This window comes from Spongiibacter sp. (assembly GCF_984394615.1).
Genome location: NZ_CFHTQA010000008.1, coordinates 1 through 23,211, shown reverse-complemented (window position 1 = coordinate 23,211; position 23,211 = coordinate 1). Strand labels below are relative to the sequence as shown.

At 58.6% G+C, this 23,211-nt stretch carries 19 protein-coding genes; 3 read left to right on the top strand and 16 right to left on the bottom strand.

Annotated elements, in window-relative coordinates:
- Positions 1 to 17: 17 nt before the first annotated feature.
- Positions 18 to 1,451 carry an SLC13 family permease gene (locus AC5DB9_RS04900; protein WP_272990966.1) on the bottom strand — a complete coding sequence of 478 codons (1,434 nt, stop codon included), beginning with the start codon at positions 1,449 to 1,451 and terminating at the stop codon, positions 18 to 20.
- A gap of 187 nt (positions 1,452 to 1,638) precedes the next feature.
- Between AC5DB9_RS04900 and AC5DB9_RS04895 the strand changes: the two genes are divergently transcribed.
- Complete coding sequence (locus AC5DB9_RS04895; protein ID WP_272990970.1) at positions 1,639 to 2,460, top strand: ATP-grasp domain-containing protein; 822 nt, start codon at positions 1,639 to 1,641, stop codon at positions 2,458 to 2,460.
- Between the two features lie 62 nt (positions 2,461 to 2,522).
- Here the strand turns inward: AC5DB9_RS04895 and AC5DB9_RS04890 are convergent, their stop codons facing one another.
- From AC5DB9_RS04890 to AC5DB9_RS04855, 8 genes are all read right to left on the bottom strand, one after another.
- Complete coding sequence (locus AC5DB9_RS04890; RefSeq protein WP_272990972.1) at positions 2,523 to 2,954, bottom strand: hypothetical protein; 432 nt, start codon at positions 2,952 to 2,954, stop codon at positions 2,523 to 2,525.
- A gap of 102 nt (positions 2,955 to 3,056) precedes the next feature.
- Positions 3,057 to 5,423 carry a TonB-dependent receptor gene (locus AC5DB9_RS04885; protein ID WP_272990974.1) on the bottom strand — a complete coding sequence of 789 codons (2,367 nt, stop codon included), beginning with the start codon at positions 5,421 to 5,423 and terminating at the stop codon, positions 3,057 to 3,059.
- A gap of 64 nt (positions 5,424 to 5,487) precedes the next feature.
- Complete coding sequence (locus AC5DB9_RS04880) at positions 5,488 to 5,868, bottom strand: hypothetical protein (RefSeq protein ID WP_272990977.1); 381 nt, start codon at positions 5,866 to 5,868, stop codon at positions 5,488 to 5,490.
- Positions 5,858 to 6,253 carry a nuclear transport factor 2 family protein gene (locus AC5DB9_RS04875; protein WP_272990979.1) on the bottom strand — a complete coding sequence of 132 codons (396 nt, stop codon included), beginning with the start codon at positions 6,251 to 6,253 and terminating at the stop codon, positions 5,858 to 5,860. The genes AC5DB9_RS04880 and AC5DB9_RS04875 overlap by 11 nt, the downstream gene beginning before the upstream one ends.
- 10 nt (positions 6,254 to 6,263) lie before the next feature.
- Positions 6,264 to 6,566 (bottom strand): 2Fe-2S iron-sulfur cluster-binding protein, encoded by a 303-nt coding sequence (locus AC5DB9_RS04870; RefSeq protein ID WP_022958949.1) that lies wholly within the window; start codon positions 6,564 to 6,566, stop codon positions 6,264 to 6,266.
- Positions 6,563 to 7,396, bottom strand: a complete 834-nt coding sequence (locus tag AC5DB9_RS04865; protein WP_272990982.1) for an enoyl-CoA hydratase-related protein — start codon at positions 7,394 to 7,396, stop codon at positions 6,563 to 6,565. The genes AC5DB9_RS04870 and AC5DB9_RS04865 overlap by 4 nt, the downstream gene beginning before the upstream one ends.
- Positions 7,393 to 8,652, bottom strand: coding sequence for a cytochrome P450 (locus AC5DB9_RS04860; protein ID WP_272990986.1), 1,260 nt, complete (start codon positions 8,650 to 8,652; stop codon positions 7,393 to 7,395). Before AC5DB9_RS04860 ends, AC5DB9_RS04865 begins: the two co-directional genes overlap by 4 nt.
- Positions 8,649 to 9,989, bottom strand: a complete 1,341-nt coding sequence (locus tag AC5DB9_RS04855; protein WP_272990988.1) for an aldehyde dehydrogenase family protein — start codon at positions 9,987 to 9,989, stop codon at positions 8,649 to 8,651. Before AC5DB9_RS04855 ends, AC5DB9_RS04860 begins: the two co-directional genes overlap by 4 nt.
- A 218-nt stretch (positions 9,990 to 10,207) precedes the next feature.
- Between AC5DB9_RS04855 and AC5DB9_RS04850 the strand changes: the two genes are divergently transcribed.
- The gene (locus AC5DB9_RS04850; protein ID WP_022958945.1) at positions 10,208 to 10,729 is read left to right on the top strand and encodes a MarR family winged helix-turn-helix transcriptional regulator; all 522 of its coding nucleotides are present in this window, start codon (positions 10,208 to 10,210) and stop codon (positions 10,727 to 10,729) included.
- Positions 10,730 to 10,737: 8 nt separating this feature from the next.
- On the opposite strand, the gene AC5DB9_RS04845 is transcribed toward AC5DB9_RS04850, so the two are convergent.
- The 3 genes from AC5DB9_RS04845 to AC5DB9_RS04835 all read right to left on the bottom strand — a co-directional run bounded on the left by AC5DB9_RS04845 (position 10,738) and on the right by AC5DB9_RS04835 (position 14,842).
- A complete protein-coding gene (locus AC5DB9_RS04845) occupies positions 10,738 to 11,202 on the bottom strand; it encodes a hypothetical protein (protein ID WP_272990992.1) in 465 nt (154 codons plus the stop codon).
- Entirely contained in the window at positions 11,199 to 13,802 is a 2,604-nt protein-coding gene (locus AC5DB9_RS04840) for an ankyrin repeat domain-containing protein (protein ID WP_272990994.1), read from the bottom strand. The genes AC5DB9_RS04845 and AC5DB9_RS04840 overlap by 4 nt, the downstream gene beginning before the upstream one ends.
- 86 nt (positions 13,803 to 13,888) lie before the next feature.
- Entirely contained in the window at positions 13,889 to 14,842 is a 954-nt protein-coding gene (locus AC5DB9_RS04835; protein ID WP_272990996.1) for a quinone oxidoreductase family protein, read from the bottom strand.
- 93 nt (positions 14,843 to 14,935) lie between these two features.
- On the opposite strand from AC5DB9_RS04835, the gene AC5DB9_RS04830 reads away from it, so the two are divergent.
- Complete coding sequence (locus tag AC5DB9_RS04830) at positions 14,936 to 16,708, top strand: monovalent cation:proton antiporter-2 (CPA2) family protein (RefSeq protein ID WP_272990997.1); 1,773 nt, start codon at positions 14,936 to 14,938, stop codon at positions 16,706 to 16,708.
- A gap of 3 nt (positions 16,709 to 16,711) precedes the next feature.
- On the opposite strand, the gene AC5DB9_RS04825 is transcribed toward AC5DB9_RS04830, so the two are convergent.
- The 4 genes from AC5DB9_RS04825 to AC5DB9_RS04810 all read right to left on the bottom strand — a co-directional run bounded on the left by AC5DB9_RS04825 (position 16,712) and on the right by AC5DB9_RS04810 (position 22,785).
- Positions 16,712 to 17,623: a pirin family protein gene (locus AC5DB9_RS04825; protein ID WP_272990999.1), complete on the bottom strand. Its 912-nt coding sequence runs from the start codon at positions 17,621 to 17,623 to the stop codon at positions 16,712 to 16,714.
- Positions 17,624 to 17,758: 135 nt separating this feature from the next.
- Positions 17,759 to 18,616, bottom strand: a complete 858-nt coding sequence (locus AC5DB9_RS04820) for a TIGR03619 family F420-dependent LLM class oxidoreductase (protein WP_273035201.1) — start codon at positions 18,614 to 18,616, stop codon at positions 17,759 to 17,761.
- Between the two features lie 168 nt (positions 18,617 to 18,784).
- Positions 18,785 to 21,181, bottom strand: a complete 2,397-nt coding sequence (locus AC5DB9_RS04815) for a TonB-dependent receptor (protein ID WP_272991003.1) — start codon at positions 21,179 to 21,181, stop codon at positions 18,785 to 18,787.
- A gap of 422 nt (positions 21,182 to 21,603) precedes the next feature.
- Positions 21,604 to 22,785, bottom strand: a complete 1,182-nt coding sequence (locus tag AC5DB9_RS04810; RefSeq protein ID WP_272991005.1) for an acetyl-CoA C-acyltransferase family protein — start codon at positions 22,783 to 22,785, stop codon at positions 21,604 to 21,606.
- Between the last annotated feature and the right edge of the window lie 426 nt (positions 22,786 to 23,211).

Sequence of the window (23,211 nt, the reverse complement as noted above, 5' to 3'; positions counted from 1 at the left end):
TTGTCGTTATTGTTGTCTCAGGCCAGCCAGAATGCGCTGATAACCCCGTAGGCCAGCAGCGACACCAACACAATGCCCAGCAGATTAAGGCGAAAGCCCTGGCGCATCATATCGCGAATTTCCAGCTCGCCGCTGCCAAACACTACGGCATTGGGCGGCGTGGCCACCGGCATCATGAACGCGCAGGACGCCGCAACCGCCGCCGCGGCGCAGAACAGGATCGGTGACAGGCCCTGCGACACCGCCAGGGCGCCAAGCAAGGGCAGAAAGGCAGCCGTGGTGGCGGTGTTGCTGGTCAGTTCGGTGAGGAAAATCATCACCACCACAATCAGCACCACCAGCGCCAATGTCGGCAATGCCTCAAGCAACGCAAACTGCTGAGCAATCCACTCCGCCAGCCCGGAACTGCCGATCATCGCCGCCAGCGACAGGCCGCCGCCAAACAGCATTAACACGCCCCAGGGCAGGCGCTGGGCCGTGGGCCAGTCAAGCAAGTGGTGGTGATCCTTGCCAGCGGGAAGGATAAACAACATCACCCCCGCCAGAATGGCAATGCCGGTATCGGTCAGGCCCGGCAGCCACTGGGTAATCAGCGGACGGAAAATCCACGCCGCAGCAGTGATGGCAAACACCGCGGCAATACGGCGTTCGGGACGGCTCATTGCGCCCATATCGGCCAGCGCGCGCCGGCTGATATCGGCGCCGCAGTAACGCTCGATATCGCCAAAGCCCCCTCGGGACAACAGCCACCAGCAGCACAGCAACATGGCCAGTGATACCGGCAGGCCCAACATCATCCACTGGGCAAAGCCCAGCTCAATGCCGTGGCTGCTGTGCAGATAAGCCGCCAGCAGCGCATTGGGCGGTGTGCCGATCAGCGTGGCAATGCCGCCGATGCTGGCGCTGTAGGCAATGGCCAGCAACAGGGCTACCGCGTAGCGGCGGCGCTGATCACCCAGCTCAAGCGGCAGCAGACCCACTACCGACATCGCGATGGGTAACATCAACACCGAGGTCGCCGTATTGCTGACCCACATGCTCAAAAATGCCGTAGCCAGCATAAATCCCGCTATCTGGCGGCGCGGTTCACCGCCAACTTTACAGAGAATGACCAATGCCAGACGGCGGTGAAGCTGCCAGCGCTCCATCGTCAGCCCCAGCATAAAGCCACCCATAAACAGAAACACAATGGGATGGGCGTAGGGCTGAGCCGCGCCCGTCATCGTCGTCAGGCCCAACAGCGGCCCCAATACCAGTGGCAGCAGCGCGGTCGCGGGAATGGGAATCGCCTCCGTCGCCCACCACACCGCCATCCACAGGCCCATACCGGCGCACAGCCAGGCGGCCGGGGCCATGCCCGCCGGTGGCGGCAACAGTAGCGCAACCAGAAGCAGGGCCGGTCCCGCCAGCAAGGCGGGCCATTTCACAGGGATGTGCCGGGGTTCAGTCACAGGCGACTCTCCAAAATCAAACACGAGTCAGAAGTGTAGCGGCTGAAATTAGCCGCGTGCCAGCGCTGAGATCAATAGAGCCGCTGAATAGCGGCGTGTGGTACGTCGGAAAATTCCCCGTTTGCCGCTATTGACGGCGCGACGGTTTGGGCTTAAAAATCCGCCGTTCAATTTCGCGTGTACTATCATGGCATGGATTTCTTTTGATGTTTTCCGAACGCTCGGTTTTGCCGACACGCTGTGCTTAAAACCCGGCGATGTGTTCCGCTGCCGGGATGAGATCAGTGCCGCCGACTGGGTTCTTTACCCGGAGTACTGGCAACTCAACGCGCTGGTGTACGGGCTGAAAGCCCGCGTGTTTCCCAGCGAGGCGAGCTATCGGCTGGGCCACAATAAAATCGAGATGAGCCGCGCCTTTGAACTGGTCGCGCCCGCCAACACGCCCCATACCCTGATTCTGTCGAATACCCCGGAACATGCCGAACAGGCCTGGCAGGACATGCTGCTGCCCTTTGTGGCAAAGCTGCCCAAAGCCTCGCAGGGTGCCGGCGTGTGGTTGATCGATAATCGCGATGACTGGAACGCCTACCTGCAGCGCAGCGAGGTGATTTATGTGCAGGAATACCTGCCCATCGACCGGGATATTCGCGTGGTGATCGTCGGTGATGAGGTCATTTCCGCCTACTGGCGTCTGCAGGCCGAACAGGGCTTTTATAACAACATCGCCAAGGGCGGTCAGAGTGACCACAGCCAGATACCCGACGCGGCCATTCAGCTGGCACTGCATCTGGCACGCAGCCTGGATATCAATCACGCCGGTTTTGATATTGCGATGGTGGGCGAACATCCCTACGTGCTGGAGTTTAATCGCCTGTTTGGCAACCAGGCAGTGGCCGGTGGCGATAAAGCCGTGCGCGAAGCGGTGCAGGCCTATCTGCTGGCCCAGTCGGAACCGACCGGGCCGAACTACCCGCGCAATCCACCGCGGCGCCTGCAGCGCGTGGCGTAGCGCTGAACCAAACGCAAAAAAGCCAGCACCGAGGTGCTGGCGTCAAGACCCTAGAGGTTGGGTTAATTCAGTGGCGCGTTAACGATCGGAATCTCGACCGGCACGACCGACAGGTTGGGACCGATAATGGTGCCACCCTCGAAGAACAGATAACCGGGAGTGCTCAGCGGCGATGTCATCAGCACATCCAAGACCGGCACAAACTGCGCAGTCACCGGACCACCGAGTCCACCCAGTGTATCCATCAGGCCGTTCTCATTGGTCAGCACTTCCATCCCTATACCAATCAGCAAATCGAGATTCTGTACACCCTGGGGAAGCACACCGGCATCCGTCAGGGGCTGTACAATCGGGTCGAGTATGGCCAACGTGGGCGCCTCGCCACCAATCGGCAAAATAGCCAGCAGACCCTGCTGCGCCTGAGCAGCCAGTGAGCTGGCAGCGAGTGACGCGGCCAATGCGAGACGGCAAAGAGTCCAACGATAGGGGTTCATAGCAATTCCTCTTGTTATTAATTAATGATGGGGAAAAAAACCGGGATATGTCAGCGCAGGGATCCCGGCAAAGCGCTAGTTCAACTCGTTACATAATTCAGCTTAAAACAGCGTGTCGAAGTCCCACTTCAGTTTCACCCCATAGGTTTTAGGCGGCGCCAGCGTCACGGTGCGGCCGAAATCCTGCTGGATCATGGCTTGGGTATATTCCTTGTCTTTGGCATTGCGAACAAAGCCGGTAATTTGAATGCCGAGCGGATCGTAGAAGTACGACAGGCGCGCATCCCACAACTCGTACTGGTCCTGCTCGTAGAATGGCGAATTCTGCGGCGTGGTGTTGTAGCCACTGTTGTAGTAGTAATCCAAACCGAACTCGAATGCCCCCCAGTCACCCGCGTGGATAAACTGGTTCAGCGACACGCTGGAGGTAAAGCGCGGCGTGCGCACAATGCGGTTGCCGGAGAAGTCCCGCGAGGTGTCACCCAGTAGACTGTCGGAGCCGAAATACAGGCCGGTATCGTCATCGAAACCCGCACCGTCTTTATAGTCGGTGTAGTAGGCGTCGAGATACGTCGCGCCACCGGTAATCACCAGGCCCTCGTTCCAGTTGGGCATCGGCTGCCACTGGAAGTCCACTTCCGCACCTTCAATTTCAGAGGTACCGGCGTTTCGGAAGCTAACGATACCGCCTGAAGGAATGGCCACCAGTGCGGTCAGTAAGCCTTCGGTTTTGGTTTTAAACACGGCGCCATTCAAACGCAATGCACCGTCAAAGAGATCGGATTTGAAGCCCAATTCAAATGCGGTCACCTCTTCGCGTTCAACCGGGTTGGGGTCGGTGAAAAAGTTCACGATGTTATAGGTGGGGCTTTTATAGCCGCGCTGCGCCGACGCAAACAGTTGCAGGTTCTCGGTCGGGAACAGCTGAATCGCAATACGCGGAGAAAGGGTTTTATCTTCCAGATCCGGCGCTGAGAAATCCGCCAAGCGAATATTCTGCGACTGGTCACCCGACTTGTAGTATTCATTCGGCGGATTACCCACCAGCGGATTCACCACATCCAGATAGCTGTTGGTGATACCGCGGGTTTCTTCCTGATAACGCAGCCCGGCGGTAATATTCAGCCAGCTTGTTGTAAACCAGGTGGCCTGCATATACGCGGAGTTAGACTCGGTCTCCAGAATCCCGCCGTTGCCCAATACCACATCGGGCGTCATATTAATGATCGGGCCTAGAATCGGACCGAGTATATCGGGCAGCGGCAGACCCAGCAGATTGGTCGCCAGGCCCGCCGCATTCAGCGTCAGATAGAGGCTGCCAAAACCGCCCTCACCTTCCAGACGATACAGACCCGCCACCCACTCAATATGCTCCGATAGCCAGGTATCCTCGTTGGAGAGTATCTGCAGTTCATAGGTTTTCTGATTGTTGAACTGATCCGCACTGTAGAAGTACGCCTCCGACAGCTCGGTCGAATCGAGATCGTAGTGGGCCTCATCTACATCGGCGTAATTTTCCGAGTAGATAAATTTGATATCGACCGGGCCCGGCAGCCATTCGAAAATCCCGCCGTACAGCTCGTTCATGGTCGAGTTACCGCCCAGCTTGTTATTGTGCCAGACACGATCCAGCTCGTCGGGCTCGGTCCCGGCTAGCAGCAACGGTGAGGGTCGGGTATTTTCCTGGGACAGCGAGTTACTGGTGAACTGGTTGCCGTAGGAACCAATCAAGGTGGCATTAAAGGTATCGGAAATATCCCAGCGAATTTTTACCCGTGCCCCCTCGGCAAATTCATCGCGCATCGGACCCGGCTCGCCAAAGATTTCATTGCGCCCGTAAAGGTCCTGATGGCTTTTGAACAAGGAGACCGTCGCACCGATACTGTCGGTAATCGGCGCCCCTAAATACAACTGGTAAGACTCGGCATTGTAGTTACCAAACTCGGTCTTCAGGGTGCCAACAAATTCTTCCGGCGGATCTTCAGTCACAATATTGATCGCGCCGCCAGTGGCGTTGCGGCCAAACAGTGTGCCCTGCGGTCCCTTCAATACCTCTACCCGCTGCACTGCACCCAGGGTATCTTGTTTACCCTGACTAGGACCGATGTTAATACCGTCGATATACGTGGCAATGCTGGGGTCAGCGTTCGGCAGAAACGCATCCGTACCGACGCCACGCAGATAGATAACGGTGTAGCCGTAGGCATAGGTAAAGGTCAGCCCCGGGGTGATCTTTTGCAGATCGGCGGTGGCTTCAATGCCAAAGGCGTCGAGTTTATCGGCGCCAAAGGCGCTAATCATTATGGGAATATCCTGCGAATCTTCTTCGCGTTTCTGGGCGGTGACCATCACCTCTTCCAGCAGGCGGCTGCCGCGGGAAGCACTGCCCTCTTGAGCTGTTGCAACAGGCGCTATCACGCCAGAGCCCAGCAACACCGAGGTCGCCAGTAAGCGGGTCTTTGTCTTCATTGTCTGTGTACCCTGTTTTAATCGTTATTTGTTATTTGTCTGTTGTGAGAGCACATCCTGTGGACTACCGTCGGCGCAGGCTCGACAGCAACAAAAGCAACGCCGCCGCATCCATCGCAGCCAGCAAAAGAAATAGGGGAGAGAGTCCGCAGAGATAGGCGTAGAGCAGCCACAGCGCGGCGAGTGCTTTGACGAGCGCGCTGCGTGCGACCACCATGCGGCTGTCATCAACGCCGAGACGCAGATAACTCAGGCCAAAGCCGAGCACGCCCATCAGGCCTACAAACACGGTAATGGCTTGGGCGGCAGCGCCCTGATACAGCTCCTGCTGACCAAAGGAAAAAATCAGCGTCAGCAACTGCTGGTTGACCCAGGGGGTCGCCAGCAACAGGAACAGACCGAGATCGGCGTGGTAGACCAGGCGGTGGCGGTTCTCAACGTTCACGGAAGGCCTCCTGAGCCACCGCGGTATTCATAAAGTCGCGGAAGTGTTTCCACTTGCCATCCTGACAGTGGATCACGTGAACAAACGGCGACTTAATTTCCCTGCCATCGCGCTTGGTGGTGAGGCGAAGTTTGCCCACCACCACGACATGCTCGCCCTCGCAGATGAACTGATCGGCGTCGAAAACATGAATATCGACCGAGGACAACACAGTGTCGAAAAAGCCCCGACACTCCGTCAGCCCCTCGTAGTGCCCTGCATAGGGGATGACCTCGGGGCCGTAGAAATCGATCACACACTCCGGGTGCAGCAGCGCCACAATGCCGTCGACATCGTGGGCGCCGAAGCACCTGAAGATTTCCTGAGTCACTTCAAGATTACGCATTATTTTCTCCTTATTCTGCGGGGGCGATCTGAATTTTCAGTTCGGTGATGTCCTGGCTGGCTTCCAACTGGCAGAGCAGCCGACTGTTATCGCGGTGGTGAATCAGTCCCTCCAACACCTCCTTTTCCTGGTCTTCTGCCGGAACAGCGACCTCGGGCTCGTCGAGATACACGTGGCAGGTCGCGCAGGAACAGCAGCCGCCACACAGGGCGTCGATCTTCATCTGCGACGACAACTCGTCGAACAACTCCTGGAAGTCCTCCACCAGATATTCGGCAGACTGCTGCTGGCGATCGGTAACAAGCACTCTCATTGCGCGACCTCCCCATACAGCGGGCGGTAGTCCATCGCCTTGCGCTCACGCTGGGCGGCGATGGCTTCGCGGATTTCCGGGCTGGTATACATGCCGCCGTTCCAGCTAGCCGACATCGACAGCGACGCCGAAAAGCTCATATCGCGCCCCTCAATCAGCGTGCGCTTCACCCCACTCAGGGCCAGCGGCGACAGTGCCATCAGGTTCTCAGCCAACTGCCGGGCCTCAGCGTCGAGGGCTTCCGGCGCGGCGACCGGCGCACTCAGCAACTGCACGCGCAGGGCTTCTTCAGTGTCGATACGCGCGCCGGTCAGCGACATTCGCGTGGCCACCGACTCGCCACAGAGGCAGGCCAAGCGCTGGATGGTGCCGAGATCGCACATGATGCCGATCTGAGTTTCGTGAATAGAAAAGAAGGCACTGCTGTCAGCCAATCGCAGATCGCAGGCCGCAAAGATGGCCAGCGATCCGCCAATGCAGGCGCCGCGCGCCGCGGCAATTACCGGCATGGGCAGTGCTTCCAGGCGGCTGATCACCGCCTGCAGATACAGCACTTTTTCGCGAATCCAGTGGTTGTAACGGGCCGGATCATCGCCCTTGCTGACATTCAGCTCGGCCAGATAATCCACGTTCATGCCGGCGCCAAAGTGTCGACCTTCAGCATCAATCAGCAGTACCCGACAGGCGCTGTCGTGCTTCAAATCCGCCAGCAGACTGTCCAGCTCCTGCCAGAACAAGCGGTTGTAGGCATTTCCCTTGCACTGCGTGTGCAGCGTCAGGCGGTAAAGGCCGCCGTCTTTCTGCAGGGAAAAATTCTGCCAGTCACTCATGCCTGGCCCTCCGCCAGCAAGCGTACCGGCAGCGAGGCAAAGCCGTAGGCCAGCAGGCCACCGGATTGACGGCGCGACTCGCTGAGCGAGCCATCCAGACCCGCGCAGCTATCCAACAGGGTGTTGAGCATGATCTCGGCTTCCACTCGCGCCAGCGGTGCGCCCAGACAGTGATGGATTCCGCGGCCAAAGGTAAGGTGGCGGGAGATATTCGAGCGGTTGATAATGAATTTTTCCGGCTCGGGGAACATGCTTTCGTCGTGATTGGCTGCCGCCATGAAGAAAGCAATCCAGTCGCCGGCCTTGATCGGCTGGCCGTTGATTTCGCAGTCCTGCTTCACCACGCGGAACAGGCGCTGTGGCGGCCCGTCGCGACGCAGACACTCTTCCATAAACGGGCGAATCAGCGTGCGGTCTTCTTTCAGGCGGTCAAACCACTCGGCATCTTCCAGTAGCACGCCCATCAGGTTGCCGAGGAAATAGGTGGTGGTTTCTGCACCCGCCACCACCAGGGTGATACAGAACAGGACGACTTCGTCCTTGGTCAGTACGTCGCCATCACACTCGGCGCGAATGAACGCCGACATCAGATCATCGGGCACTGACTCGCCGTTGTTAATGGCCTGGTGGCGCAGCTCGACCTTGTCCACAAAGTAGTGGAACAGCGCTTCGTTGCAGGCCAGTCGCTGCTCGGGGGTAAAGTCCGACGACACCATGAAGGCATTGGCCCAGTTGACCAGCTTTTTATAATCCTCACGCGGCAGACCGAACAGGTAGGTCATCACCAGCGCGGGAATGACTCCGGCGACACACTCCATAAAATCGACGGTTTCGCCCTGACAGTCCTGCACAATTTTCTGCACGTCGGCGCGCAGGCGATCGACGATATCGTCGTGAATTCGCTTGGGGGTAAAAGCTGCTTTGGCAAGATTGCGCAACGCGGTGTGGCGCGGCCGGTCGTGGTTGACCAGCATCAGACTCGGGGCGCTGGAATTGGCCTGCATCGGGTCTTCCGAGGAAAACAGATCGGCGTTCTTCAGCACGAAATCAACGTCTTCGTAACGCGTCACGACCCAGGCGGGAAACGGCGTGTCGACACCGGGTACCGTGCCGGGCGGGAAGTCGCGCAGCCCGTAAACCAGTCCCAGCTCACGAAGTTGTTTGTACACCGGATAGGGATTCTGGATACATTCCGGCGACAGCATAGTGTCGAGAATACTCGCCGCGTTCTGCGGCGCTGCGGTGATAGCGCTCATAGCCACCTCATCATTTTGTTAACAGTTGAGAACAGGCTTGAAAACGGTGGCGTCACCATTGCAGCCAGGTCGATACGCGGTGCGTGGAACTCGGCACGGGCGTGGGAAAATTCGCGGAAACCATCAATGCCCCGGTAGCGCCCCATGCCGGAGCTGCCAATACCGCCAAAGGGCAGGTCGTCGTTGGCGTACTGAAACACCACATCGTTTTTCACCAGCGCGCCGGAGCGGCTGTGCTGGCGTAGCTGGGCAAATTCCTGGTCGGCACTGCCAAAGTAGTAAGACACCAGCGGTGAGTCGCGGTGTTGCAGCTCATCGAGCATCTCGGCGAAGTCGGCGTGGGTGTTGACCAGCAACACCGGCCCGAAGATTTCTTCGCGCTGGATCAGGGCATCTTCACCCGGATCGACCACCACGGTGAGCTCGTAAGGCGAGCCGTCCAGTTTCAGGCGGTGCAGCGTCGCACCGTATTGCTCGGCGTCGTCGCAAAGCTGCTTGAGGCGCGCCCGGTGCGCATCGCTGATTACCTGCACGGCGTCGGCACCGGCTGCGCGATCCATCTCTGCCAGCGCCTGTCGCAGGGCATCCAGCAAGACGGGCAGTTGCTCCGGCTGAATCATCAAATAGTCCGGGGCAATACACACCTGACCAGCGTTGAAGAACTTGCCGAACATCAGGCGCTGGGCGAGTCGCGGCAAATTGCTGCCTCGACCCACGACAACCGGCGACTTGCCACCCAACTCCAGCGTCAGCGGCGTCAGTTTGTCGGCGGCATCGCGCATGATCGATTTGGCGATGCGTTCGCCACCGGTATAAATCAGGTGATCGAAAGGCAGGTTCACAAACGCGCGGGCCACGTCGGCATCGCCGCAGGCCACGTTCACCTCGTCGGGCGAGAAGTGCTGGCGAACGCCTTCAGCCAATACCTCTGCACAGCGCGGCGCCAGCTCTGAGGGTTTGATATAGGCCGTATTGCCTGCCGCCAGCGCACTTACCAAGGGCGACAGCGCCAGATTCACCGGAAAATTCCAGGGACTGACAATGCCGATCACACCCTTGGGCTGATAGTGCACGCGGCATCGAGCGCCGCCGAGGCGCAGGCTGAGGTCCGCCACGCGGCGCTGGGGCTGCATCCAGAAGCCGAGATTATCCAGCGCGTGATTCGCCGATTTGATCGTGGTGGTGATATCCGCGAAGCGGGACTGATCCGCCGAGCGATAACCGAAGTCTGCCGACAGGGCATCACAGAACGCCTGCTCGTTCTCCACCAGCAATTGTTTGAGCCGCCGCAGCCGGTCACGACGCAGGGCCGCCGTCGGGTATGGCGTTTTGGCCACGCCCTTTTTCAGGCCTGTATACGCAGCATGAAGCGATGAAGCATCCACCAGAAATACCGTCTCTGTTTGTTATTGTTGAGGCGATATTATTTTCTTTTAGAAACAGTGTCAACTCGACACTATTAATAAAATACAACAGTCATCACAAAGACATTATTCTTGACAAAAACAGTTTCCAGGTTAAAAATGCGCTTAAAATCAGTGCGTTGGAGATAAAATTGGACAAGGAATGGCAAAAATTCGAGGATGTACCGGCCACCAGCGCCAATGCTCCAGAGATGTTTTTGGATTATTTCTATCCCATCCACTTCTCTATTGGCATGAAGATAGAAGCCGGATTGATGAGCTGCGGGCAACTGGATCGCCACCAGACCGTCATCATGTGGATACTGCGCTCAGAGATGCAGCGCAGTGGTGAAACGTCGATCAGCCGCAAGGACATTGTGCGGCTGATGACCAACTGGTACGACATCACCAGCAGCAGTGTCTCCAAGGCGCTGCGCGCACTCGCGAAAGAGCCCCTGCACTATATCGAGCTGACCGAAGACCCGAACTCCGGTCGCGAAAAACTGGTCACCATGACCCCTGCGGGTAAACAGCACTGCAAAACCATGATCGCCAGCGCCTGTGAGGTGATTAGGCGCATTACCGACAATTTCTCCGACGAGGAAAACCGGATGGGCGTCTATATGTTTATGCGTATGGATGAAGAGTTTTCGGCCTCAGCGGATGACCACTGAGCCCTGCCCTACAGATCACCGTTAAAGTGACGATTGAGATACGCCGCGATATCGCCCTGCGGCGACATCGCGGTGTGCACCCAGGCCTTTCGCTCAAACGCCATCAATTCCAAATCCCACACACAGGCAATCAAGCCTGATGGGCTGGTGTAGCTGAACGCCGTCGGCGCATCGAGAGGCGCAACATACACATGGTGATGCAATTCGTTGCTGTCCGCCCACCAATCCACGAAAACAAAGTGGGATGTTTTTCCCTGATGAATACCCACAAACCCCACCTTGTAGTGGCCCGTCTGCTCGGCGGACAGGGCCAGCCGCTCCTCAGCCAACTGCCGGGCCGCCGCGACCAGCTCGGGGGACAGTGGCGCGTCGTCATAGACAATGCCATAGACCTTTAGCTGCCAGTCGCCAAGCTCCCAGATATCCAGAAACTGGCAGCGCCTCGGTGCGTACGGTATCGGATCGCCACTCACTGGTGTGATGCCTCCACGCCGACGATGCGCCCGTGTTTATAGAGCGTTTTCGCGCTGGCTGCATCGAAACAGGCTGTCGCTTTACCCCCTTGATAACCGCAGATAAAGCTGTCCCAGTTGGGGCTGCCCGATGTCCCCGAATAGGACACCGCACCCGCACGCGGAATGGCCGGATCGATTTCGATGTAGCCGTAGGCATCGCCGTTCTGGATTTTCAGCCAGAGATTAAAGTCGCTGGGCAGACAATCATCATCGGCGCCACTGGTCTGCCATTTATACTTCCCGTTAACGGTGGGCTCACCAAAGAAATGGCTGACCTCATAGGCCACAACCAGCGAGGACACCTGGCAGCTACCCACACTGAAGCTCTGCATGGTCAGCGTGCCTTCACAGTCGCAATCCGCGCCTTCACCCTCATTCATTCGGCCGCTGCGAATACTGCCACTGAGGGGCTTGGGTTTTGCGGCTTCGGCGGCACGTCTTGCCAGCTCCCGCTCGCGGGCGTCATCGGCTTCCTGCTGACGGCGCGCCTGCTCCTCGGCACGCTGTTTCTGGCGCTCAATTTCCGCGTCGCGTCGGGCCTGCTCCGCAGCGCGAGCCGCTTCCTGCCGGGCAATAGCGGCTTCGCGCTGGCGCTGTTCGTAGGCCGCTTTCTGCTCGGCATATTCCGCCTGCCGTTGAGCCATCGCCAGTCGGTGCTCTTCCTGGCGGCGCTTCTGCTCGGCGTTATAGGCCGCGACCTGCTGCTGAATGTCGCGGTTCTGTTTTTCCAGTTGCAGGCGGGTTTCCGCCAGGCTGCGCAGCGCCGGATCTTTGATCTGGTAGGTGCCCTGCGCCATTTGCTGTTGCATGGTCGCCAGGCGGCTGCCCTGACCATCGTCCACCCAGATGTCTCCCACGGCGGCGCCCATAATATCGAGAGAGTTTTCTATTGGAATATCGGCACTGCCCGCGATAGCCCCAATGGCAACGGTAGCGAAAATCTTGCCGAACATGTCGCCGCCGCCGGAGGACTTGCTGTAGGAATTGGTCTGCCCGCCGTACTGCTGTATGTAGTTGGTGGTTTTTTGGTAGCCGTGACGCATGGCGATATCCAGCGCCGAATCGTCGTCCTTGTCACGCAGATTGGGATTGGCACCGTATTGCAGCAGTGTTTTAACAACGTCGTAGTAACCGTTATCGGCCGCCATGTGCAGGGGATAGTAGCCGTTGCAGCGCGCGTTCACATCGCCACCGGCCACCGCCAGCATTTTAACGATATCTTCAGCGGCCTTCTTGCCAGATTTTGCGGCGTAATACATGGCGGTGTAATCCCCGCTGCTGCGGAAATTGACATCAGCGCCGGCGGCTATCAGCTCTCGAACCACGCCCTCTTTGCCCTTATCCGCCGCCGTATGCAGCGGGCTCCAGCCCCCTTTGCCACTGCGGGTATCCATGTTGGCGCCCGCCGCAATCAGGTACTGCACCACCTCGGTATAGCCGTCATAGCTGGCTAGGTACAACGCGGTGAAGCCCTTGCCATCAGCGATATTCACATCGGCACCTGCCGCCAGCAGGCTTTTTACCGGCTCCAGGTGGCCGTTGTTCGCCGCATTGTAAATCGCGGTCTCATTGTCGTTGTCATTGCCCAGATCCACATCCGCGCCCAAGGCCAGCAAGACATCGACCTGCGCCGCGCGATTCCAGCCCGCTGCCAGATACAGCGGCGAATAATCTTCCCGCGACTTCAAATTCGGATTGGCCCCGGCCAACAGCAGCGCCTCAACCACCGAGGCATCAGCGCCCTGCCGCGCCGCACGGGTCAGTGCCGTCCACTCGCCCCGAGTCGCGTCGGGGTCAGAGCCCGCCGCCAGCAGTATATCCACCACCTTCTGCTGCTGGTCGAGCAGGAAAATGGCATTTGCGCCATTGCTGCCATCGTAGTATTTGCTGACACGACCCAGCGGCGTGGCACTCTGCCAGCCACTCTTCTGCTCCCAGTGACGCAGCTCAACGGCAAAGTACAGCGCGTTGTAGCCCACCTCTACGCCATCGCTCAGCACATCTACATCCGCTCCGCGCACCAGCAGCAATTTCACCATATCGCTGTACTTGTTATGCGCCGCCAGCATCAGCGGGGTATAGCCGTGCACCATCTCATTGGGGTTCGCACCAGCATCGATCAACAGGCGAGCAGCATCGAGGTTGTTCGCCTCCACCGCTGACCACAGCGGCGTGACCCCGGAAATGTCGCTCTGTTCGGCATTCGCACCCGCATGCAGCAGGGCGGCAACCATCTTGTCGCCATCCACCGTGGAAGCCGCCGCGGCCAATAATGCCGTATCCCCCTGCTCACCGACCTTCAGCCCCGGATCGGCACCCGCCTCCAATAAGCGCTCAAGCACGGCAAGCTGCCCGGTCTTGGCCGCCTGATACAGCGCGGTATTGCCGAAACCGTCGCGCTGATCCACCTCGCCACCCTCGGCAAGATAGCTGTCGATAAAATTGAGATCGCCCTGATTAGCGGCGGTGGTATACGGCGAGAAGCTGGCACAGGCCGAAATGAAAGCGAAAGCCAGGAGGGTCAGTCCCTTAAGCAGCTTGTCCTCAAGGCGGGTCATGGCAGGGTCCTTTATGGAGGGTAAAAAATCATCATAGCAGCGCTATAACACCAAGAAACCCCTATATTGGGGATACGCTGCCGCTGTCAGGGTCGCAACACCACGCGTTCGCGCCCGATTATCCGCCAGGCTTGCGCAACCTCAGCCAGAGGCAAAACCTGGGTTGCAATCTTCAGTCCAGCCGTTTCTGCGGAGGCAAAGGCGGCCGCGATACTGCGCAGCAGACCCGCTTGGGAAACACTGCCGAGGCCACTGCCCATCATCTGCAGGTCTGCACTGCGCAGCATCGACGCCTTGAGGCTAATCTGCTCCCCCGCCAGAGAGCCCATATTCACGATTCGCACCGGCGGCGCTGCCGCGCGCCCACGGGCTTTCGGCAGTGCCGCCAGCAGCGCTTCCATCGATGGTCCCCAAACGTAGTCCAGTACGGCATCCATGCCTTCCGCGAGCACCGCTTGGAACGCGGCGGTTAATTCGTCGTGGGGGTGTTCCAGATTGATGAAGGTATCGGCGCCCAGCGCTTTCAGTTCGGATTCCGCCGAGCGTGAGCGCGCGGTTGCCACAATGTGTGCGGCGCCGAGATGGCGGGCAATCTGAACCGCCAGCCTTCCCGAGGCACCATTGGCACCGTTGACCAGTACCCGCTGTCCGGGCTGAAAATTCAGCCGTTCCACCAGCGCCGCCCAGGAGGACATGGCGGGATTCGCCATCGCCGCTGCGGTGATGTCATCGAGGTGGTCCGGCAAGGCCACGATATTGCCGCTGTCCACCACTACCTGTTCTGCCATGCTGCCAAACGGCGGCGCTGGAAAGGCGAAGTACACCCGCTGGCCATTGTCCAGCACACCGACACCATCCGCCCCCGGCACCAGTGGCGGCTGTGCACTGCTGTAGTGACGACCCGCCGCCTGGGCGCGCACCAGTTGCGACAGCGCCGCCGCTTTCACCCATACCCGTTGCTGACCATCACCCGGCTGAGGCACATCAAACTCGCCGTAGTGCGGCAGTTCACCAAATTTTTCTACAATTGCGGCTTTCATTCGGCCTCCCTGAGGCAGTACTCGGGCTACACTTCTACCCTGTTTACTTTGCGTTTCCCCCACCAGCCCACCACCCTCATTCAGGACGCGCCCGTGATCGACTACCAACCTAGCCACCTCGAACTGCTCTTCTGGCAAACCCTGTCGCTGATTGCAGCGGCCTGCCTGTTTACCCCGCTGATGAAGAAGCTGGGGCTGGGCACCATTCTCGGCTATCTGTTAGCCGGTATTGTGGTCAACCTTGCCTATGCGGGCAATTTTTCTGAACACCCTGAAGAGCTGCTGCACTTCTCCGAATTCGGCGTAGTGCTGTTCCTCTTCGTTATTGGTCTGGAGCTGAAGCCTCAGACCCTGTGGCAAATGCGCGGCGATATTTTCGGACTTGGCCTCGCACAAATGCTGGGCTGCGGCGCACTACTCGCGGTTGCCGCAGCGCTGTGCGGGATTGCGCCCACCGCCGCCATTATTGTCGGCCTGGGCCTGGCACTGTCGTCCACCGCCATCGTGATGACGCAGCTGGATGAGCGTCGCGAGCGCAATACCCTGCACGGTCGCAAGGCCTTCAGCATCCTGCTGTTTCAGGATTTGGCCATCGTACCGCTGTTGCTGCTGGCAGCGCTGCTGGCCCCCGCCAACGACTCGCTCAGTCTGACCGACAGCGCCGCCAATATTGGTATTGCCTTGCTTGCCATTCTGCTGCTGATTTTGACCGGACGGTATTTGCTGAGCCCGATGTTCAGCCTGCTGTCCAAGTCTGGCGTGCCGGAAATTATGACGGCAACCGCCCTGGGCATTGTCATCGCCGCCGCACTGCTGATGGATGTCGCGGGCATGTCTTATGCGATGGGCAGCTTTCTCGCCGGTGTGATGCTGGCAGAGTCCTCTTACCGCCACGAGATCGAAGCCGATATCGAACCCTTTCGCGGGCTGTTTCTCGGCCTGTTCTTTATGGCCGTCGGTCTGTCGCTGGATATTCAGACCATCCTCGACAACGCATTGATTATTGTCGCCGCCGCGCCGCTGGCGATGGCGCTGAAAGCCTTGGGCCTGTATGCGGTCACGCGATTGTTTGGCAGCGAACACAATACCTCGGTGCGCACCGCGCTGGGGCTGTCCCAACACGGTGAATTCGGTTTTGTACTGTTTGCCGCCGCCGCAGGAACCGGGCTGCTGGGCGCCGAGCTGTCATCGGTGCTGATCTGCATCATCTCGGTATCCATGGCACTGGCCGGGCTCACCGATAAATTGCTGCCGCTGTTACTGCGCCAGCAGCGTAGCGGCGACCCCGAAGAGGATTACTCCGACGCCGTCGGCAGCGTGTTGATTATCGGCTTCGGCCGCTTCGGGCAGATGGTCTCGCAACCGCTGTTTGCCAACGGTCTGCAAGTGGTTACGCTGGACAATGACAGCCGCCGCATTGAAGACGCCCGCCGCTTTGGCTTCCGGGTACACTTTGGCGACGGCAGCCGCCGGGAGATTTTACGGGCGGCGGGCATTGCCAATGTGAAGGCCGTGGTGATCGCCACCAACAACCCGCAACGCAATAGTCAAATTGTGGAACTGGTGAAAAAGGAGAACCCGGAGGCGCGGGTTTATGTACGCTCTTACGACCGCCTGCACTCCATCGAGCTGAAAGCCCTGAACGCCGACTTCAGCGTGCGGGAGTGCTTTGAATCGGCACTGGCGCTCAGTCGCCAAACCCTGATCGGCATGGGCGCCGATGAGGCACTCGCCAGCCGCATTATCGCCGACATTCGCCGTCGCGACCTGGAGCGCCTCCGCCAACAAGTGGACGAAGGCATCATGGCCGGCAGCGACAAACTGCACATCAGGCCGGTGCAGCCTGAACCCCTGTCGCTGGACTGAAGGCTATTCCGGCAGAGGAATAAACTCGACATCGTCACCCGGTACAGAGGGAAAGCGCCCGTTGCGCCAGTCGTCGCGGGCCTGCTCAATCCGCGCTTTGCGGCTGGAAACGAAATTCCAGTCGATGTAGCGTTTCTCGAAGGACTCGCCACCGATCAATGCCAGCCGACTCTCTTCCTCCGCCGCCACACACTGCTCGCCGGGGCGGAGAATCGCCATGCTGTGCTGGGGCAGATGACGATCCCCAACTGTCAGTGACCCCTCCACCACGTATACCGCGCGCTCGTCCGCCTCGGGCAATACCAATGATTGACCGGGCTCAAGCCGCGCTTCCAGGTACAGGGTTTCTGCATAGGTTTTCACCGGCGCGGTCACCCCGTAGGCGCTGCCCATCATCACCCGCACCGCCACTCCCCCAACATCAACAGCGGGGATATCAGCATCGGGGTAGTGATAGAACGCCGGATCAATCTCTTCCTGCCCAATGGGCAGCGCCAACCAGAGTTGCAGTCCGTGCATGCGCTGGGGAGCCGCCAGCACTTCCGGGCGCTGGCGCTCGGAGTGCACAATACCCCGGCCCGCAACCATCAGATTGATATCACCCGGACGAATCCGCTGCTCGCTGCCCAGTGAATCCCGGTGCAGCATCTCGCCCTCAAACAGATAAGTCACCGTCGCAATACCGATATGCGGGTGCGGGCGCACATCGACCCCCTGCCCGGCGGGGAAATCCGCCGGCCCCATATGATCGAAGAAGATCCACGGCCCCACCAGTTTGCGCCGCACACTCGGCAGCACCCGACGCACGGAAAAACCGCCCAGTGCTTTCTCCTTGCCATCGAGAAGCATCTCGATGCGGTCACCGCCATCGTGAACCGCACCATCCTGTTCACACACCCGGCCCAGGTTACTCATGGTTTCCTCTCCCCAGAGAGTAGTTGTCCGGACAAAGTGTAGTGCACGAAGCGCTTCAGGTCGCCACTGTTGCCAACGGTGCCCCAGCGAAAAAACGAAAGCCGGGGGCAGAGCGCGCCCGGCGGAAAAGTCTGACTAGAGCTCGGGGATGATTTTCGAGAACTGTTCGATCATCGGCATGATGATCTCGGGCTTGTTCCAGTTCTCCATGCCGACACCGATGTTCACGCGGTGGATACCCAAATCACGGTAGCGCTTGAGCAAGTCGGCCGTGATCTCGCCCATCGCGACCATGGTAATTTCCACGTCGTCGGGGTTACGGCCGAAGTCTTTTACGGCCTGATGAAAGGCAGCAATGCCCTCGCCCACATCCGGCATCACCACGTCGACCGGCATCCAGCCATCAGCCCACATGGCGGCGTGCTTGGTGCCCAGCGGCCCCATTGCTCCGAACAGGAACTTGGGACCACCGGCCTGCACGGGCTTCGGCTCGAACCACACCGGATCGAAGTCGATCAGCTCACCGTGATATTCCGGCGCCTCGTCGCGGAACAACGCACGAGTGGCAGCGACGGTTTCTTTCAGACCGAGATAACGGCGTTTCCACGGCAGCTTTGTCGCGTTTTCGAATTCCTCTTCATTCCAGCCCACCCCGGTGCCGATGATCAGGCGCCCCTCAGACAGACGGTCAAGGGTTGCGATGGTCTTGGCCTGGGACAGCAGCTCCCGCTCCAGCAGCAGCGCAATGCCGGTACCCAGTTTCAGCTTGCTGGTTACCGCAGCCGCTTCCATCAACGAGATGTAGGGGTCCATCATTTCCTTGTAGGGCTCGGGCAATTCTCCGCCGGGGGGATAGGGCGTTTTACGCGCCATGGGGATGTGGCTGTGCTCGCCGTACCACAGCGACTCGAAACCGGCCTCTTCGAGAATTTTCGCCAGATCCGCCGGACGAGGATCGTGGACCGTGTTCATGGAACTGAAACCCAGGTGCATCGTTATTCTCCATTATTATGTATTCGCAGCGTTGAACGCCGGTGCAAGCATAGAACATGCGGGAAAGACCCCGCCGAGTGGAATACGGCATATGGAGGAGAAGGCCGTAGCGCAAAGACAAAAAAGCCGCCCGCAGGCGGCAAGAGGGTGAAGGACACCCAGTTCAGATCAGTAGCGGTAGATCAGGTCTACCCCATAGCTGCGCGGATCCCCCCACAGCACAGATCGGTCGGCTTGGGGCTGATTGTCGATAGCGCTGATCGCGTACTCTTCATCCAGCAGATTTTTACCCCAGGCCGCGACGGACAGCATGCCACCCGCCAGCGGCATCTCGTTCAGGCCCAGGCGGGCATTCCAAACGCCATAGGCCTCCAGCCGGGTGTTTTTCACATTTGACGCCAGTGAGCCGCCGTTGCGCTCATCCATGTAGTTGTAGCTGACGTTCAGACCCAAACGTCCCCAGTCGGCATCGACAATGGTCCAGTCGGCAACGGCGGTATAGCTCTGCTCCGGTGCCGCAAAGAACACAAACTGATCGCTCACATCCTGGCCGTTAACATCGCGCGCCTTGGTGACTTCGGCATCGAGATAGGCGTAGTTGAGCATCAGCAACAGATTGCGGGTCGCCATAAAGGTGATATCCGCTTCCAGCCCCTGCATTTCCGCCTCGCCCGCATTGGTGATTTTGGTATCGGCAACGGTGCCGGCCAGCAGGAAGTTCAGCTGCATGTCGCTGTAGACGCTTTTGAAAATATCGGCGTTGATGCGCAGTCGGCGATCCATCAGCTCGCTCTTGATACCCAGTTCCATGGAGCGCACTTTCTCTTCATCAAAGCCGTCGACAAAACCGAAGCCATAGTCGATGCCGTCACTGGCCGGACCCTGATTGCCATCGCGCTGGGGATCGCGGGTATTAAAACCACCGCTCTTGTAGGCTTCGTTGACCTTGCCGTACAGATTGATACTGTCGGTCAGGTCGTACTCGGCCACGAAGCTGAAGGAGTTATCGTCAAACTTCTTCGAGGCTTGCACATCGTCGAATTGCCGCCCCGGATCGCTCTGGTCGATGGTGCCCCAGGGCAAGTCGAGGGCCAGACCGTAAAGCTCAGCAATATTCAGGTCGGTCTGGTTTTTAATGGCCGAGCGTTTATCGCGGGAATGGCGCGCACCAAATGTCAGCTGCAGGCGATCTTCCAGCACATTCGGCGTCCAGGTCGCCTGACCGAAAAAGGCCATCGCCTCGTTTTCAATCTCATAGTGCTGCGACAGCAGGTTCACCACGTGCACCCGGAATGGCACCCCCGGAATGCGGGCATCAGCACTCAACTGGTGGTGCAGCGGCGAGTTGTCTTCGATCGCGCGTTCTTTGAAATAATAGGCACCCACCAGATACTCCAGACGCGAATCCCAGGCATCGCCAGACACCTGAAGCTCGTGGGAGCGCTGGCGCTGGGTAACCAGCGGTTTTACCAAGGGCGTCCACTCATCGTTTGTTGCCTGCCCCTTGTAGCGGTGCGTATCCAGACGAAACTCCGTGGACCCAGCACCACCGCCAATATCGGCGTAGGACGCATCACTCAACTCCCGGTAGGCCGCAATGTACTTGAATTCGCCGCCATCGAAACCGGCGGTGAACGTCAGCGCGTGGCCGGTAATCTCTGTATTGGACTCTTCCAGTGGCTTGCCGGTCGCCATCTTGTCCAGACGGCGACTGCTGTAAACCGTCTGCTCACTGGCATGTTCTTTAATCGGCTCGGCCTGACCTTTGTCACCCAGCGGCCGGGTCACCGCCTGATAACTGGTGTTGTAGTAATCCAGCTCTGAGCGGTCGTAGGCATAATCGAGCGTCATGGTCTCGTTGACATCCCAGCGCACGTCGAGGCGGTAACCCTGTACCTCGCGGTCGCCATAGTCGCCGCCCGGCCCGGTGTTCTCAATAAAACCGTCCTGCTGTGTCGTCATGAATGCCAGCTTGGCCGCGAGCGTGTCGGTTACGGGAATATTGGCCGAGGTCTTGGAGGTAAACAGGCTGCGGTCGCCTACTGTGAACTTCTGCTCAAACTCCAAGGCCTCTGTGCTGGGCTTGCGTGTGACCAGGTTCACCGCGCCACCGGTCGTGTTGCGGCCGTACAACGTGCCCTGCGGGCCGCGCAGAATTTCGATGCGCTCCAGGTCGGCCACATCCAGCGCGGTGCCGGTGGAGCGGGCAATATACACCCCGTCCATGTACACGCCGACCGGCGGGTCCTGGGTAATCTGCGCATCGGAAATACCAATACCGCGAATGAAAATTCGCAGTGTGGCATTGTTAATCGGAAACGGCTGAATGCTCATGCTCGGCACATTCGCGCCAATATCCGACAGGCTGTTAATGCCCTTGGTCTCCAGCTCCTGCTGACCAAAGGCCGTCAATGAAATAGGCGCATCCTGCAAAGACTCGGCTTTCTTCTGCGCGGTTACCACCACCTCTTCCAATGCATAAGCACCCGACTCGGCAGCCTGGACCATCGGCGCAGCCAATATCGCCGCGGCCAACAACCGCGGCGTCCCCATCATGTTTCTCATTATTTTGCTTCTCCCTGCCCGCAATCTATGGATTTATTCGAGCCGCCATTTGCCGGCGGCTGGTTGTGTTCAGGCGGGGCACAAGTTATTGACCTGTAACCACTATTGGCATACGTAGTTTTACGAACAACCACGACCGTTAGATTGACATAGCGGCGGTTTTATAAGTGACATCAGCAGCGACTCGTGCAGAACATGTCACGATAAATAACAAAAGTGTTAGAACAAGTAGGGAACGTGATTACACAAGTTGCCAGCAACGTAACGCGAAATAATTATTCTGTTAGCTTCTTGGTTTTCGGTAACACCGTCAAAACAGGGAGGCAACGATACAAAAATTAACGACTGAGAAGGGTCGTTATGACAGAGGCCGATAGGAAAAATGGGGGGACACGGCGGCCGAGTGGCCGCCGCAAAGGCGCTTACATGCGCTCGAAAATAACCGCGATACCCTGACCGCCGCCAATGCACATGGTGACCAGCGCGTACTTACCGCCGGTGCGCTGCAGTTCGTAAATCGCCTTGGTGGCGATAAACGCGCCGGAGCAGCCGACCGGGTGGCCCAGAGCGATAGCGCCGCCGTTGGGGTTGGTTTTGCTGAGATCCAGCTCCAAGCCTTTGGCAACCGCCAGCGCCTGGGAGGCAAAGGCTTCGTTGGACTCAATCACGTCCATATCTGCCACAGACAGGCCCGCCTTGCTCAGTGCTTTGATGGTGGCCGGGATCGGGCCTTCGCCCATGATGTGGTTCGGTACGCCCGCTACCGCGTAGGAGACAACGCGCGCGATGGGTTTTTGGCCCGCTTTCTCAGCCGCTTGCGCCGAGGCCAGTACCATGAAGGCCGCGCCGTCATTCAGACCGGAGGCGTTGCCCGCTGTAACGGTGCCGTCTTTTTTGAAGGCCGGACGCAGTTTAGCCAGCGTCTCAGCCGTGGTGCCCGGCTTAACGTGCTCGTCGGTATCGAAAATAACGTCGCCCTTGCGGGTTTTCAGGGTCACCGGCGCAATCTGCTCTTTGAAGTAACCGGCTTCAATGGCAGCGGCTGCACGGCGGTGGGATTCTGCGGCAAAGGCGTCTTGCTCTTCGCGGCTGATGCCCCACTTCTCGGCGAGGTTTTCGGCGGTGATGCCCATGTGGCCCACACCAAAAGGATCGGTCAGCGCCGAGGTCATTGCGTCCAGCATTTCGACATTGCCCATGCGCGCGCCGTTGCGCATGCTGGGTGACAGGTAGGCGCTGCGCGACATGACTTCCACGCCGCCGCCGATACCGTAGTCACAGTCGCCCAGCATGATGTTCTGCGCGGTGGTCACAATGGCCTGCAGGCCAGAGCTGCACAGGCGGTTAACACCCATCGCCACCGAGTCCATCGGCAGGCCAGCCTGGATGGAAGCAACACGCGCCACGTAGGCGTAGCGGGAATCAGTGGGAATGCAGTTACCGACGGTCACATAATTGATGTGTTGCGGGTCCACAGAAGAGCGATCAATCGCCGCTTTCATGATCTGGCCGCCCAGCTCATGGGGCTCAATGCCGCTCAGGCCACCACCGTAGGTCCCGATACCCGAACGGGCCGCACTTAATACAACTACTTCCTGGGTCATGAATTCTTCTCCTGTTTGGTCAACGGTAGCGTAGAGGCTCCGCAAGCACTGCAGGCATACAGCACGAGGGGGTCACAAGGATAGGCGCTACTATAGCGATAAGCGACACCAATACAATAAGCAGGGAAAATCCCGCGCATTCACGGGATTTATCGAGTCAGCGGACGTTCGCAACTATTCAGTATACACCGGCAGTGAAACTTCTAAGATGAGCATGCACTGCGCCGTACGTGTTCCTCACCCTACAAAGCCTTATAAAAAGGAAATGTGGGAGAGTAATAAAGTTTCATACTTAAAATCCATGTACAGCGGACTCTGTGGCTTGGGATTCAAGTCATTTTTGAAAAAAGTATCATACTCATCAGAAAAATTTAGGGAAGGTCTGCACAACCTCCAGAATTTGAGATAATCCTGCGAACACCCATT